The 14,191-nt window shown below is 64.6% G+C and carries 12 protein-coding genes; 5 read left to right on the forward strand and 7 right to left on the reverse strand.

Translation table 11 applies throughout. From position 1 onward, the window contains the following. Positions 1 to 112: 112 nt before the first annotated feature. From EOA49_RS13145 to thrC, 4 genes are read right to left on the reverse strand one after another with little or no spacing between them, the layout of a single operon-like run. Positions 113 to 3,001 (reverse strand): EAL domain-containing protein, encoded by a 2,889-nt coding sequence (locus EOA49_RS13145; protein WP_095830423.1) that lies wholly within the window; start codon positions 2,999 to 3,001, stop codon positions 113 to 115. 3 nt (positions 3,002 to 3,004) lie between these two features. Further along, on the reverse strand, positions 3,005 to 3,601 hold the full coding sequence (locus tag EOA49_RS13150) for a GNAT family protein (protein WP_066997979.1): 597 nt from the start codon (positions 3,599 to 3,601) through the stop codon (positions 3,005 to 3,007). A gap of 16 nt (positions 3,602 to 3,617) precedes the next feature. Then, on the reverse strand, positions 3,618 to 4,910 hold the full coding sequence (locus EOA49_RS13155; RefSeq protein WP_066997977.1) for a pitrilysin family protein: 1,293 nt from the start codon (positions 4,908 to 4,910) through the stop codon (positions 3,618 to 3,620). A 14-nt stretch (positions 4,911 to 4,924) separates the two neighbouring features. Next, positions 4,925 to 6,322, reverse strand: a complete 1,398-nt coding sequence (thrC, locus tag EOA49_RS13160) for a threonine synthase (RefSeq protein ID WP_067328024.1) — start codon at positions 6,320 to 6,322, stop codon at positions 4,925 to 4,927. Positions 6,323 to 6,451: 129 nt separating this feature from the next. Here thrC and EOA49_RS13165 point away from each other — a divergent pair, with 129 nt between their 5' ends. Beyond that, positions 6,452 to 7,195 carry a hypothetical protein gene (locus EOA49_RS13165; protein WP_066997974.1) on the forward strand — a complete coding sequence of 248 codons (744 nt, stop codon included), beginning with the start codon at positions 6,452 to 6,454 and terminating at the stop codon, positions 7,193 to 7,195. 30 nt (positions 7,196 to 7,225) lie between these two features. Here EOA49_RS13165 and EOA49_RS13170 read toward each other — a convergent pair whose 3' ends face one another. Further along, positions 7,226 to 7,915, reverse strand: coding sequence for an HAD family phosphatase (locus tag EOA49_RS13170; RefSeq protein WP_127239399.1), 690 nt, complete (start codon positions 7,913 to 7,915; stop codon positions 7,226 to 7,228). Positions 7,916 to 8,090: 175 nt separating this feature from the next. Here EOA49_RS13170 and EOA49_RS13175 point away from each other — a divergent pair, with 175 nt between their 5' ends. Further along, positions 8,091 to 9,224 (forward strand): site-specific DNA-methyltransferase, encoded by a 1,134-nt coding sequence (locus EOA49_RS13175; RefSeq protein WP_095800288.1) that lies wholly within the window; start codon positions 8,091 to 8,093, stop codon positions 9,222 to 9,224. Positions 9,225 to 9,269: 45 nt separating this feature from the next. Here EOA49_RS13175 and EOA49_RS13180 read toward each other — a convergent pair whose 3' ends face one another. Together EOA49_RS13180 and mutY are read right to left on the reverse strand one after the other, a co-directional pair. After that, entirely contained in the window at positions 9,270 to 9,881 is a 612-nt protein-coding gene (locus EOA49_RS13180) for an HAD family phosphatase (protein WP_095800287.1), read from the reverse strand. Between the two features lie 10 nt (positions 9,882 to 9,891). After that, a complete protein-coding gene (mutY, locus tag EOA49_RS13185; protein ID WP_127239398.1) occupies positions 9,892 to 11,025 on the reverse strand; it encodes an A/G-specific adenine glycosylase in 1,134 nt (377 codons plus the stop codon). A gap of 31 nt (positions 11,026 to 11,056) precedes the next feature. On the opposite strand from mutY, the gene EOA49_RS13190 reads away from it, so the two are divergent. From EOA49_RS13190 to EOA49_RS13200, 3 genes are all read left to right on the forward strand, one after another. Beyond that, complete coding sequence (locus EOA49_RS13190) at positions 11,057 to 11,557, forward strand: DUF721 domain-containing protein (protein ID WP_067327870.1); 501 nt, start codon at positions 11,057 to 11,059, stop codon at positions 11,555 to 11,557. Between the two features lie 197 nt (positions 11,558 to 11,754). Further along, positions 11,755 to 12,483, forward strand: a complete 729-nt coding sequence (locus EOA49_RS13195; RefSeq protein ID WP_067327871.1) for a DsbA family protein — start codon at positions 11,755 to 11,757, stop codon at positions 12,481 to 12,483. Between the two features lie 60 nt (positions 12,484 to 12,543). Next, a partial coding sequence (locus EOA49_RS13200) for a chromosome segregation SMC family protein (RefSeq protein WP_164749220.1) occupies positions 12,544 to 14,191 on the forward strand: 1,648 nt, incomplete at its 3' end.

Raw genomic sequence — 14,191 nt, forward strand, 5'->3', positions numbered from 1 at the left:
CGAACCCGCCTTGGCTTCGTCATCAGCTCTGAGGAATGGCGACGCTCTGAGCGATTAGGGTGATGACGAGTTGGAAGGTCACCGCAGTTCGTAAGCGCCGAAGCAACGCCCTCTAAGCCTGCGTGAGCGGGTATTGCTCCCTCAGCGTCTTCAGCACCAGTTCGCCGGGCATCGGCGCGCCGAACATGAAGCTCTGGACATATTCGCAGCCCATCTGGCGCAGCTCCAGCGCGTCGCTCTCGTCGGAGATGCCTTCGGCGACGACCGACAGGCCAAGCTCATGGGCCATGTTGACCATGGACTTGAGCAGCACCGCACGTTTCGGCGTTGCGTCGTCGACGAAGCTCTTGTCGATCTTGATCGTGTCGAAGGGGAAGCGCGTCAGGTAGGAGAGCGATGAATAGCCGGTGCCGAAATCGTCGAGCGACAGTCCGATGCCGAGTTGCTTGAGCTTGGTCAGCACATGCGCGGTCTGCTCCGGATTGTCCATCACCAGCGATTCAGTGAGTTCGAGCCGGAAGCAGCGCGGCTTCAAATTGGCCCGCGCAATGACGGAGCGCACGTCGCTGACCAGGTCGCGGCGGATGAGCTGCCGGCTGGAGAGGTTGACCGAAACTGACAGCGGCGCGTCGCCGATCTGCTTCTGCCAGGCCGCCAGATCCTCGGCCGCCTGCTGCATGGCGAACAGGCCGAGCTGCACGATCAGGCCGCAATTCTCAGCCACCGGGATGAAGTCTCCCGGCGGGATCATGCCGCGCCGCGGATGATCCCATCTGAGCAGCGCCTCGAAGCCGGCGACGCTGCCATCCTCCAGCCGCACGATCGGCTGGTAGGCGAGCGTGAATTCGCGCCGCTCGATGGCGCGGCGAAGGTCGGATTCGAACTGCAGCCTGTCGGTGCCGACGGTGCGGAAGGCCGGCCGGAACGGCTCGATCCTGTCGCCGCCGAAACGCTTGGCCTGATGCATGGCAAGCTCGGCGTCCTTGACCATGTCCTCCGACGAGGTTTGCGCCGTCGTCCAGGTGATCAGGCCGATCGAGGCAGTGAGCACGATCTCGCGCTTGGCAAAGGTGATCGGATTGTTGATCGCATGCTTGATGGCATCGGCCATGGCGGCGATGCGGGCCGGATCCTGTTCCGACAGCAGCATCAGCGCGAACTGGTCGCCGGCAAAGCGCGACAGCGAATCCTTGGGCTTCAAGAGCCGGTGCAGCCGGCGCGCGATGGTCAGCAGGATGGTGTCGCCGGCCGAAATGCCGAGCCCGTCATTGACCTGCTTGAAACGGTCGATGTCGATGACGAAGACGGTCGGGCGCACCTTGTCCTCGGTGCGGGCGATCGAGATGATCGCCTCCAGCCGGTTCATGAACAGCTCGCGGTTAGGCAGGCCGGTCAGGTTGTCGTGCACGGCGTCGTGCAGCAGCCTTTCCTCGGATTTCTTCTGCTCGGTCACGTCGACCATGGTGCCGACACAGCGGATCACCTCGCCATCCGACCCGATTACGGGGCGGGCGCGCAGCGCGAACCAATGATAATGCCCGTCGGCGCCGCGCAGGCGGAAATTCTGGGCCACGCGGCCGCGGCGGTGCTCCAGCACCACGTCCAGCGTTGTGCGGAAGGTGTCGCGGTCGTCGGCATGCAGCACCGGCAGCCAGTTGCGGGCGGCGCCCGAAAGGCTGTTAGGGGCAAGGCCGAGCTGCAGGCTGATGTCGGGCTTGGTCACCACGCGGTCGCGCAGCACGTCCCAGTCCCAAACGATGTCGCCCGAGCCGGCGACTGCAAGCGCCTGGCGCTCGAGGTCGGAAAACAGGCCCTGGTGCAGCGCGCCGCCGGCAAAAGCGTGCTGCATAACGGTGAAGCCGATCAACAGGATGATCAGGATCAGACCGCCGCCGAGCGCCGGCTGGGCGATGTCGTTGTCCAGCATGCCGGTGATCGCCATCCACGAGCCGCATAGCCAGAGCAGCACCATCACCCAGCTCGGCACCAGCATGATCGCGCGGTCATAGCCGCGAATTCCGAGGAAGATGATGAGGCCGAGGCCGGTGAGCGCGGTGGCGGCAAACGAGATGCGGGCGATGCCGGCGGCGACCGCCGGATCGACGATGGCCACGCCGGCAATCAGCAGCAGCCCGAGGATCCAGACCAGCGCGCCATAGCTGAAATGGCCGTGCCATCGGTTGAGGTTGAGATAGGCGAACAGGAACACCACGAAGGTACCCGCCAGCGCCACCTCGGTACCGGCCCGCCACATCTGCTCGTTGCCGGGCGAGATTTCGATGACCTTGTTGAGGAAGCCGAAATCGACGCAGATATAGGCGAGCACCGCCCAGGCAAGCGCGGCGGTGGCCGGGAACATCGAGGTTCCCTTGACGACGAACAGGATGGTCAGGAACAGCGCCAAGAGGCCGGCGATGCCGATGACGATGCCGCGGAACAGCGTGTAGGAATTGACCGAGTCCTTGTAGGATTCCGGGTCCCACAGATAGACCTGCGGCAGCTTGGGTGAGGCGAGCTCGGCGATGAAGGTGACGACCGTTCCGGGGTTGAGCGTCACTCGGAACACATCGGCGTCGGGGCTGGTCTGGCGGTCGAGCGCGAAGCCTTCGCTGGGCGTGATCGCCGCGATGCGCGTCGAGCCGAGATCGGGCCAGAAGATACCGGAATTCACCAGGCGGAAATGCGGCGCGACGATCAGCCTATCGAGCTGCTGGTCGGTGGTGTTGGCGAGCGCGAACACCGCCCAGTCGCCGGTCGAGCGCGCGTCATTGGCCTCGACCTCGATGCGCCGCACGATGCCGTCGGGGCCGGGCGCGGTCGAGACCTGGAAATTCTCGCCCTGGTTCCGGTAGATCTCGACGGCGCCCGAAAGGTCGAGCGCCTTGTCGTCGCGGGCAATCTTGATCGGCTCGACGGCCAATGCCGGCGCAACCGCTGAAAGCGTGACGAAGAGCGCCAGGATGAGGGCGAACAGCGACGCGATTCGCGAAAAAGTCGTCACATATCAGCCCTTCGTTCCATCACCCGGCGGATCGTCCGCGATCCGGGCGTAGAGGTAGTGATCCTGCCAGATTCCGTTGATCCGGAGATAGGATCTGAGAAGTCCTTCGCGCCGGAATCCGGCTTTTTCAAGCACGCGGATCGACCGTGCGTTGTCGGGAATACAGGCAGCCTCGATCCGGTGCAACCGCAGCGTATCGAAGGCAAAACGCGACACCACCTTGACCGCGTCGGTCATCAGTCCACGGCCGCCGAAGCGCTCGCCGATCCAGTAGCCGATGTGGCCGCTTTGCGCGACACCGTGGCGGATGTTGCCGAGCGTGATGCCGCCGGCGAGCTTGCCGCTCGACTTCTCGAAGATGAAGAAGGCAATGGCCGTGCCTTGCGCATAGTCCTCGCGGTAGCGGCCGATGCGCAGCCGCCAGGCGGTGCGGTCGAGCTCGTCAGGCTGCCAACGCGGCTCCCATGGCTCCAGAAAGGCGCGGCTTTCGCCGCGCAGCGTCGACCATTCGCGGTAGTCGTTGGTCAAAGGCACGCGCAACGTGACCTTTTCGCCCTTCAGTGCCGGCAGGTCGCGGCGAAAGAAAGGAAGCGCGAACACGACTTTGGAACGAAGGTTAGACGGCGAGCCTGCGAGCCGTCGTCTGCGGGCCCGCAAGCGATTCGAGGATCGCCTCGTAGGGCGCCAGCGTCCCCACGGGGCCGACCGCCGTCAGCGTCGGCTTGGTCGAGAACAGCCGCGAGGAGAGATCGGTCAGCCGCTCGACCGTCAGCGCCGCCAGCCGCTCCATCAACTCCTCCTTGGCGATCGGCCGCCCGAACAGCAGCAACTGCCTGGCGATCTGCGAGGCGCGGCTTGCCGGGCTTTCGGCCGACATGATGAGGCCGGCCCGATATTGCGCGCGTGCGCGGTCGAGCTCATCCTGCTGGATGCTTTCCCCGGCCTTCTGCAATTCGTCGATGATGACCGGCACCAGCTTGGCGATATCACTCTGTCCGGTCGCCGCATGCACACCGAAAATGCCGGTGTCGGAAAAGCCCCAGTGGAAGGCATAGACCGAATAGCACAGGCCGCGCTTCTCGCGCACTTCCTGGAACAGCCTCGACGACATGCCGCCGCCGAGGATCATCGACAGCACCTGCGAGGCGTAGAAGTCGCGCACATGGTAGGCGCGGCCCTCGAAGCCGAGCACGATCTGCGCATCCATCAGGTCGCGGTCCTCGCGGAAGTCGCCGCCGACATACTGCGCATATTGCGGGATGTTGCTGGTGGCCTTGGCGCGGAAGCCGCCAAGCTGTCTTTCCACCTCGCGCACGAAATTGTCGTGCTTGATGTCGCCGGCGGCCACGATCACCATGCGCTCGGCGCCATATTGCCGTTCGATGAAATCGTGCAGCTGCCTGGAGGTGAAGGATTTGACCGTCTCCGGCGTGCCGAGGATCGAGCGGCCGATGGTCTGGTGGCGGAAGGCGGTTTCGGTGAAACGGTCGAAGACGATGTCGTCGGGTGTGTCGTGCGCGGCGCCGATCTCCTGCAGGATCACATGCTGCTCGCGCTCCAGTTCCTCCGGATCGAACTCCGATTCCTGCAGGATGTCGGCCAGGATGTCGACCGCGAGCGGCACGTCGGCGGAAAGCACCCTGGCGTAGTAGGAGGTCGTCTCGACGCTGGTGGCCGCGTTGATCTCGCCGCCGACATTCTCGATTTCCGAGGCGATCTCGAAGGCGCTGCGCCGTTTCGTTCCCTTGAAAGCCATGTGTTCGAGCAGATGGGCCATGCCGTGCTCTTCGTCGCGTTCATTGCGTGCGCCCGACTTGACCCAGGCGCCAAGGGCAACGGATTCGAGGCTTGGAAGGGTTTCGGTGGCGACCGTCAGGCCGTTCGACAGACGGCTTACCTCAACACCCATATGGCAACTACTCCCTAACGGGCCGCCCGCGTGTGGCGGCTCACGTATTCTTCCACCATTTTCAGCTCGGATGGAAGTATGGTGTACTTTTCGTCGGCTGTCATCAAGCCGGCGAGCCAAGCGGGCAGCGCTGGCGTAACGCCGCTGGCGGCCTCGACCGCCGCCGGGAATTTGGCCGGATGCGCGGTGCCGAGAACCACCATGGGCACGGCGCCCGACATTTGGCCGGCCGCTACGTGCATGGCGGCGGCCGTGTGCGGATCGAGCATATAGCTGCTCGCTGCAAGCGTCTGGCGAATGGTTGCCGCGACCTCGTCGACGCTGGCGCGGCCGGCGTCGAACTCTGTACGGATCCTCGCCATTTCGCCCGCTTCGACGGTGAAGGCGCCGGACTGCTTCAGCCCGTTCATGTAGCGCCTGACCGTCGCGGCATCCCGGCCCGCCGCCTCGAACAGCAGGCGCTCGAAGTTCGAGGACACCTGGATGTCCATCGACGGCGAGGTGGTGGCGAACACGCCCTTGGTGCGGTATTCGCCGCTTGCAAGCGTGCGCGCCAATATGTCGTTGTCGTTGGTGGCGATGATCAGCCGCTCGACCGGCAGTCCCATTCGCTTGGCGGCATAACCGGCGAAAATATCGCCGAAATTGCCGGTCGGCACGGTGAATGACACCGGCCGGTCGGGCGCGCCCAGCGACAGCGCCGAGGAGAAGTAATAGACGATCTGGGCCATGATGCGGGCCCAGTTGATCGAATTGACACCCGACAGCGACACCCTGTCGCGGAAGCCGTGGTCGTTGAACATATCCTTCACCAGGCCCTGGCAATCGTCGAAATTGCCTTCGATCGACAGCGCGTGCACGTTCGCGGCGCTCGACGTCGTCATCTGCCGCTGCTGCACCGGCGAGACCTTGCCGTTGGGGAAAAGGATGAAGATATCGGTGCGGTCGCGGCCGGCGAAGGCGTCTATTGCCGCCCCTCCGGTGTCGCCGGAGGTGGCGCCGACGATGGTCGCGCGGTTGCCCCGTTCGGCCAGCACATGGTCCATCAGCCGCGCGAGCAGCTGCATCGCCACGTCCTTGAAGGCCAGCGTCGGGCCGTGGAAGAGCTCGAGGATGAAGGTGTTTTTGCCCGTCTGCACCAGCGGGCAGACCGCATCGTGCCGGAAAGTCGCGTAGGCTTCACGCACCAGCCGTTCGAAGACGGGTGCGGCGATCTCGCCGCCGAGGAAGGGTGTCAAGACGCGGATGGCAAGATCGGGGTAGGCGAGGCCGCGCATGGCGCGAATATCGGCGGACGAGAACTGCGGCCATTCGCGCGGCAGGTAAAGCCCGCCGTCGCGCGCCAGTCCGGCCAGCACCGCGTCCGAAAATCCAAGCACGGGCGCATCCCCGCGGGTACTCACATATTGCATCGTCAAGAACCCATTGCTGCCGGCCGCGTCATCCACGGCAAATTGGTTAATTTTCCGAGCCGGCTCCAGTCGCATTTTCGCCGCGGCGTTGATATACGTCACCGGCTTTGTGAGAGGGAAGTGCAGTTCATGAGGTTTTATTCGGTCAACCGCCGTGTTGTCGCGGGTCTGGCGCTCACCGGCTTTATGCTTGCCGCCGCAGGCTGCCAATCGAGCGACAATGGCATTTTGAACTTCGGCTTCAGCAAGAAGGACCCGACCGCGCCGCCACCGCCGCAGGACCCCAAGGTGCTTGCCAGCCAGTTGCGCGCCTACTGCCCGAAAGTGACGCTGCGCGACGGCACCGCCTTCTTCAATACCTATGCTAAGGGCGCCGCCGCCAAGACGAAGAAAAAGAAAGTCGATGCCGCGGCGGACGCTGAAGCCGAGGCAGCCGCAGCCGCACAGACCGGACCGAACGGTCAACCCGTCGACCCCAATCGCGATCCCGCCAAGATCATTTACCAGGCCTCGATCACCGACGTGACGCGCGACTGCACTCACGAAAACGGCCAGCTGACGATGAAGATCGCGGTGGCCGGCAAGGTCGTGCCGGGACCGCTGTTCACGCCCGGTACCGTGACGATGCCGATCCGCATCGCGGTCCAACATGGGCCTGACGTGCTCTATTCGCAGCTTCATCAGTATCAGGTGCAGGTCACCGATCCGTCTGCCGCGACGCAGTTCGTCTTCACCGACACCAACGTCGTAGTGCCGGAGCCGACCGCCCGCGACTACCAAGCCTATGCCGGCTATGACGAGAACGCGCCGGCAGCGACGGACAAGTCCAAGGCCAAGAGGAAGAAGCGCGTCGCCGCGGCGGCGACAAACTGATCTGGTTCGCCGCCAATCGCGCTTCCGCGGTTAAGCGTCGTCCGACCACTCCGACAATGCCGCAATCGTGCTGCCGAGTTCCGCCAAACGGCGGATGACGGTTTCGGCGCCCGCTTCGGTCAGCGTGTCGGCATGGCCGGGATAGCTGTGCCCCGCGCCGGTGAAGCCGATGACGCGCATGCCCGCCGTCCTGGCGCCGGTGACGCCGTGCACCGAATCCTCGATGACGAAAGTGTTCTTCGGATTGGCGCCGAGCTGTTCGGCGGCATAGAGGAACACGTCCGGTGCCGGCTTGGTCTTCTTGCTGGGGATGTCGAGCCCCGAAAAGATGCGGCCGGCGAAGAAGGGCAGCAGGCGCACCTTTTCAAGCATGAACTCGATCCGCTCGGTGCGCGAATTGGAGCAGACGGCGCGCGGCGTGGTCACCGCCGCCACCGCCTCGCGTGCGCCGTCAATGATGCGCACGTCGCTGCGCAGCTTGCGATCGACGAGTTCCTCGGCGCGGTCGATCAGCGAGGCCTGAAAAGGAAGGTGAGATTTCTCCTCGACCCGCATCAGGATGTCCTTGAAGGTCAGTCCGGCATAGGTCTCGGCAAGCTCCTCCGGCGAAATCTCGTATCCGGCCGATGTCAGAAGCTCGGCCTCGACGCGCGCGGCGATGATTTCGGAATCGACGAGCACGCCGTCGCAATCAAAGATGACAAGGTCTGGCTGGGGCATGGCAATCCGAAGCTGGGAGGAAAATGGCCTGACTGGCCCAAGCGGCGCGGCATACACCAATGGGCCGATGTTCGCAAATCAGTGGCGCAGGCTCTCGCCCGACCTTCACCGAATGTTTACGCTGATCGGTAACCATAACGGCCAGTAGATCGTAACGCGTGCTTTGGGTGTTTTGATGTCTGCCGTGCGTCTTCTCGACGAGCTTTCCCACGCTCCCCAGCAGTCCGAATGGCTGGACACGATCCTCAAAGGCGACTGCGTCGCCGCCCTCGACAGGCTGCCCGAAAAGTCGATCGACGTTATCTTCGCCGATCCGCCTTACAACCTGCAACTCGACGGCGACCTGCATCGGCCCGACCAGTCCAAGGTGGACGCCGTCGACGACGACTGGGACCGGTTCGAGAGTTTTGAGGCCTATGACGCCTTCACCCGCGCCTGGCTGCTTGCCGCGCGACGCGTGCTGAAGCCCAATGGCACGATCTGGGTGATTGGCTCCTACCACAACATCTTCCGCGTCGGTGCCAGGATGCAGGATCTCGGCTTCTGGATCCTGAACGACGTCGTCTGGCGCAAGACCAACCCGATGCCGAATTTCCGCGGCCGCCGCTTCCAGAACGCCCATGAGACGATGATCTGGGCCTCGCGCGACCAGAAGTCCAAGGGCTACACCTTCAACTACGAAGCGCTGAAGGCCTCGAATGACGATTTGCAGATGCGCTCGGACTGGCTGTTCCCGATCTGCACCGGCGCCGAGCGCCTGAAAGACGAGAACGGCAACAAGCTGCATCCCACGCAGAAGCCGGAAGCGCTGCTGGCCCGCATCATGATGGCCTCGACCAAGCCGGGCGATGTCGTGCTCGATCCCTTCTTCGGCTCGGGCACCACGGGTGCGGTCGCCAAGCGCCTCGGCCGTCACTTCGTCGGCATCGAGCGCGAGCAATCCTACATCGATGCCGCCAATGAGCGCATCGCCGCCGTGCGCCCGCTGGATGAGGCCGACCTCACCGTGCTGTCCGGCAAGCGCGCCGAGCCGCGCGTCGCCTTCATAAGCCTGATCGACACCGGCCTGGTGGCGCCGGGCGCCACACTTTACGACGCCAAGAAGCGCTGGGCGGCCAAGGTGCGCGCCGACGGCACGCTGGCCATCGGCGACAGCGCCGGCTCGATCCACAAGATCGGCGCCGAGGTGCAGGGTTTGGACGCCTGCAACGGCTGGACCTTCTGGCACTATGAGCGCAGCGGCGGCCTCACCCCGATCGACGAATTGCGCCGCATCGCCCGCCTCGGAATGGAGCGGGCAGGCGGCTGATCCGCTTGAATCGAAAGCTCAACCGATTGCCGCAAGTGATTCAGTTCAGGCCGCAATCCCGAGCCGTTCAAGATCCGCTTGAAGCGCCTTGGCATCGGTGAACAGCACCGCCTGCCAGCCGGCGGCCTTGGCGCCGTCGACATTCTTCTGGCTGTCGTCGATGAAGAGTGTGGCGGCCGGCTCCAGGTCGAAGGATGCGACGTGACGGTCGTAGATGGCTTGGTCCGGCTTGATCAGGCCGATCTCGCCCGAGACCGTGACGCCGCGCGGCCGATTGAGAAAGTCGAAGCGCCGGCGGGCTTCGGCGAATGTGTCGGCGGCGAAATTGGTCAGCATGGTCACATCGCGGCCCCTGTCGATAAGGCCGACCATGATGGCGACGCTGTCGTCATAGGCATGCGGCACCATCTCGTGCCAGCAGCGACGGAAGTTGCGGATGTTCTCGGCATGATCGGGGTGTTCGGCGATCAGCAGCGCCTCGGCGTCTTGCCAGGTGCGGCCGCGATCCTGCTCGATGTTCCAGGCGCTGGTGCAGACATTGTCGAAGAACCATTTCCGCTCCTCGGCATCCGGGATCAGCCGGCTGAACGGAAGGTCCGGATCGTAGTGGATCAGCACCTTGCCGATATCGAACACGATGTGGCGGATGTCAGTCATTGCGGTCCTTTCAACGCGGGCGCAGCGGGGCTTGCTTTTTGGTTGCGCCCGGTATCGCTGCCTCGATTACCTTTTTCATGACGGTGGGCAGCGCTTCCCCGGGAATTTCGTGGGCTAGCGACCAGAAATGCCCGTTGGGCGCATCACCCCTGATGTGGGCATGGAAGACGTCGAGTTCGAGCGCGAAATGGGTGAAGACATGGCCGATCCGCCCGGCGCGCCGCCAGTCGGCCGAAATGGGCGCTGCGTCCGCCGTCGTAGCGCCGTCGGCCCGCGCCGTCCACGCCGTGGTCGGCACCTCGGTCATGCCGCCGAGCAGCCCCTTGTCCGGCCGTTTGCGCAGCAGGATGGCGCCGTCATCGCGTTGAGCGACAAAGGCAGCACCGCGCCTGAGCGGCTTGTCGCCCTTGGGCAGGCGGACTGGAAAGCGCTCCGGATCGCCTGACAGGATCGCGCTGCAATCCTCGCGCAGCGGGCACAGCATGCAGCGCGGCCGCCGCGGCGTGCAGATCGTTGCGCCGAGATCCATCATCGCCTGGGCGAAATCGCCGGGCCTTGCACGTGGCACGAGCTTCTCGACCAGCGCTCGGATTTCCGGCTTGGCCTCGCTGAGCGGCGTCTCCACCGAATAGAGCCGCGAAATGACACGCTCGACATTGCCGTCGACAACGGCGGCAGGCCGGTCGAAGGCGATCGCCGCGATGGCGGCCGCCGTGTAGGCGCCGATGCCCGGCAATTCCTTCAATCCCGCCTCGGTGTCGGGAAAGCGGCCGCCCCGCTGCGCCACGAGATCGGCGCAGGCTTTGAGATTGCGTGCCCTCGAGTAATAACCGAGCCCGGCCCAGGCCTTCATGACGTCCTCGGCCGGCGCTGCCGCCAGCGCCTCGACGGTCGGCCATTTCTCGACAAACGTCCGGAAATAGGCTTTCACCGCCTCGACCGTGGTCTGCTGCAGCATGACCTCGGAGAGCCAGACGCGATAAGGGTCGGGTTTTGTCCCACGCGAGAACGCACTCGGCGTCACGCGCCAGGGCAGGTTGCGGTGATGCGCGTCGTACCAGGCAAGCAGGCGGACGGCGATGCTGCTATCTCCGGATACGCACTTCTCGGCTGCGGCCTTGCGGGTCTGGTCTTGCGGTGCCATTGATCGGGTGAGTTAGGATCGGAGAACGCACATGGCAGGGAAAAGGCCCTTCGGCAATCCCGTTCCGGTGAGCGATCTCGCGACCGAGATCCTCGATCCTGTCCTGAAGAAGCGCGCCGGCATCTCGATCGGACTGGTGCAGTCCTGGGAAGAGATCGCCGGGCCGCGCCTGGCCAGCCACTCGCGCCCGGAAAAGATCCAGTGGCCGCGCCGCCTGCATGAGGACGATCCGTTCGAGCCGGCGGTGCTGATCATTGCCTGCGAAGGCATGGCGGCGCTGCATCTTCAGCATGAGGCGGGCGAGGTCATCAACCGCGTCAACGCCTTCCTGGGTTTCAACGCCATAGGCCGCATCAAGATCCTGCAGAAGCCGGTCCTTTCGGCGAAAGCGCGGCCGAAACCACAACCGAGGCCGCTCAGCGAGGCCGAGAAATCGAAGCTGGCGCGAACGGTCGGCAAGATCGAGGATGATGGCTTGCGCGCTTCGCTCGAGCGGCTCGGCGCGACCATCCTCGGACAAAAAAAGCCCTGAGCATGTCTCCCGAAAGTTCCGGCGGTTTCGGGAAAAGTCGTGGAGCGCGCTGCAAAATTGTCGTCAATATCGCATATTCGTGATCGCGCCCGAAAAATTTGGCGATTGGATTGGGGATGCCGATGCCTTAATTCGCGCCAACTCTCGCCTTTTCTAGCCCTTGCATTGCAAAATCCAACCGATATCAGGTGATTCGCATGAACCGCTCTTTGTCTCGCAGAAACCTTCTGACCACGCTGGCCGCCGTTCCGGCAGTGGCGCTGCTTGCCGCGTGCAGCGACTCGGGTGAAGAGGCAAAGGCGGCCGATGTGAAGCCCGCCAATCCGTCGACGCCAGCCAAGCCTGCCACGCCCGCGGCCGCTCAGGTGCCGGAAGCGCAGGGCACCGTCGACATGGCGGAACTGCTCAAGCCCGGCGCTTTGCCCGACAAGCAGCTCGGCAAGGACGACGCCAAGGTCACCATCGTCGAATATGCCTCGATGACCTGCCCGCATTGCGCGCATTTCAACGACACAACCTTCCCTGAGCTGAAGTCGAAATACATCGACACGGGCAAGGTGCGCTATATCCTGCGCGAATTCCCCTTCGACCCGAGCGCCGAGGCCGGCTTCATGCTGGCGCGCTGCGCCAAGGACAACTATTTCGCCATGGTGGACGTGTTGTTCAAGCAGCAGCCGAGCTGGGTCGGCGTCAGCAACACCAAGGAAGCGCTGCTGCAGATTTCCAAGCTCGCCGGTTTTACACAGGAGTCATTTGAGGCCTGCTTGACGGACCAGAAGCTTCTGGACGATGTGAGAGCAGTCCAGAAACGCGGAGCGGACGAGTTCAAGGTCGACTCGACGCCGACCTTCTTCATCAACGGAAAGACCTACAAAGGGGCGATGTCGATTGAGGAAATGTCGGCCATCATCGACCCTCTGCTCTGACGTCCAGGCCGCGCCGAAGCTGCTTGGCTTCGGCATATTGGTCTTTGCGGAGCGGCGCGAATGAAGTTTTCGCGCCTTCGCCTCCTCGGTTTCAAGTCCTTCGTCGAGCCCGGCGAGTTCGTCATCGAACGCGGGCTGACCGGCATTGTCGGGCCGAACGGCTGCGGCAAGTCCAACCTTGTCGAGGCGCTGCGCTGGGTGATGGGCGAAAGCTCCTACAAGAACATGCGCGCGTCCGGCATGGACGACGTGATCTTTTCCGGCTCCGGCGCGCGGCCGGCGCGCAACACCGCCGAAGTCACGCTCTTCCTCGACAATTCGGACCGCACGGCACCCGCCGCCTTCAACGACGCCGATGAATTGCAGGTGTCGCGCCGCATCGAGCGCGAGGCGGGCTCGCTCTACCGCATCAACGGCAAGGAAGCGCGTGCCAAGGACGTGCAACTGCTCTTCGCCGACCAGTCGACCGGCGCGCGCTCGCCGTCCATGGTCGGCCAGGGCCGCATCGGCGAGCTGATCCAGGCCAAGCCTCAGGCGCGCCGGGCGCTGCTCGAAGAAGCCGCCGGTATCTCCGGCCTGCACACGCGCCGGCACGAGGCCGAGCTTCGGCTGAAGGCGGCCGAACAGAACCTCGAACGGCTTGACGATGTCGTCGGCGAGCTGGAAAGCCAGATCGACAGCCTGAAGCGCCAGGCGCGCCAGGCTTCGCGCTTCAAGAACCTGTCGGCCGACATCCGCAAGGCCGAGGCGACGCTTCTGCATCTGCGCTGGACACTGGCCAAAACCCAGGAAGGCGAAGCGCGTTCGGCGCTTGCCGTTGCGACCACGCTGGTCGGTGACCGCGCCGCAGCCCAGATGGCCGCTGCGAGGGAGCAGGGCATCGCCGCCCACCGCCTGCCCGACCTGCGCGACGCCGAAGCCGCCGCGGCGGCGGCCTTTCAGCGCCTGTCGATCGCCAAGACGCAGATCGAAGAAGAGGCCGGCCGCATCCGCTCGCGCCAGGCGGAGCTGGAGCGGCGCCTGCAACAGCTCGATGCAGACATCGCCCGCGAGGAGCGGATGGTGCGCGACAATGCCGACATTCTCGAGCGTCTCCGCGCCGAGGAAGCCGAGCTCAATTCGGACAATGCAGGTGCTGCCGAGCGCGAAGCCACCACCCGCGCCGCCTTCGAGCAGGCCGGCGCGACGCTCTCGCAGAGCGAAGCCAGGCTTGCCGCGCTGACGGCCGAACGCGCCGAGGCGGCCGCCTCGCGCCACCAGATCGAGCGCACTTTGCGCGAGACCGCCGAGCGCCGCGACCGCTTCGCTCGCCAGCTTGCCGAGGTCGATCGCGAGCTCTCCGATATTGTGGCGCGCATTTCCGGCCTGCCCGATCCCGCCGAGAAGCGGCTGCTGGTCGAGGACGCGCTTGCCCGGCTGGAAGAGAGCGAGCTAGGCGCCATCGCCGCCGAGCAGGCGGTCGCCGAAGCGCGCGCCGCCGAAAGTGCTGCCCGTCCGCCTCTGCAGGATGCCACGGCCGAATTGCAGCGCATCGAGACGGAAGCGCGCACGCTGGCCAAGATACTCAACGCCGCGAGCGGCGCTCTCTTCCCCTCGGTGCTGGAGCAGATCAGCGTCGAGCGCGGCTACGAGACGGCACTTGGCGCTGCGCTCGGCGAGGACCTCGACGTGCCGCTCGACCGCAGCGCCCCGGTGCATTGGGGCGAGA

This window comes from Mesorhizobium sp. M1A.F.Ca.IN.020.04.1.1 (assembly GCF_003997315.1).
In the GTDB taxonomy this organism is placed as follows: Bacteria; Pseudomonadota; Alphaproteobacteria; order Rhizobiales; family Rhizobiaceae; genus Mesorhizobium.

Excerpts from the sequence above, each read along its gene's own strand:
- EOA49_RS13195 (WP_067327871.1), top strand. The coding sequence starts at position 11,755 with ATGAACCGCTCTTTGTCTCGCAGAAACCTTCTGACCACGCTGGCCGCC.
- EOA49_RS13175 (WP_095800288.1), top strand. The coding sequence starts at position 8,091 with ATGTCTGCCGTGCGTCTTCTCGACGAGCTTTCCCACGCTCCCCAGCAG.
- EOA49_RS13170 (WP_127239399.1), bottom strand. The coding sequence starts at position 7,915 with ATGCCCCAGCCAGACCTTGTCATCTTTGATTGCGACGGCGTGCTCGTC.
- EOA49_RS13190 (WP_067327870.1), top strand. The coding sequence starts at position 11,057 with ATGGCAGGGAAAAGGCCCTTCGGCAATCCCGTTCCGGTGAGCGATCTC.
- thrC (WP_067328024.1), bottom strand. The coding sequence starts at position 6,322 with ATGCAATATGTGAGTACCCGCGGGGATGCGCCCGTGCTTGGATTTTCG.
- EOA49_RS13155 (WP_066997977.1), bottom strand. The coding sequence starts at position 4,910 with ATGGGTGTTGAGGTAAGCCGTCTGTCGAACGGCCTGACGGTCGCCACC.
- EOA49_RS13165 (WP_066997974.1), top strand. The coding sequence starts at position 6,452 with ATGAGGTTTTATTCGGTCAACCGCCGTGTTGTCGCGGGTCTGGCGCTC.
- EOA49_RS13180 (WP_095800287.1), bottom strand. The coding sequence starts at position 9,881 with ATGACTGACATCCGCCACATCGTGTTCGATATCGGCAAGGTGCTGATC.
- mutY (WP_127239398.1), bottom strand. The coding sequence starts at position 11,025 with ATGGCACCGCAAGACCAGACCCGCAAGGCCGCAGCCGAGAAGTGCGTA.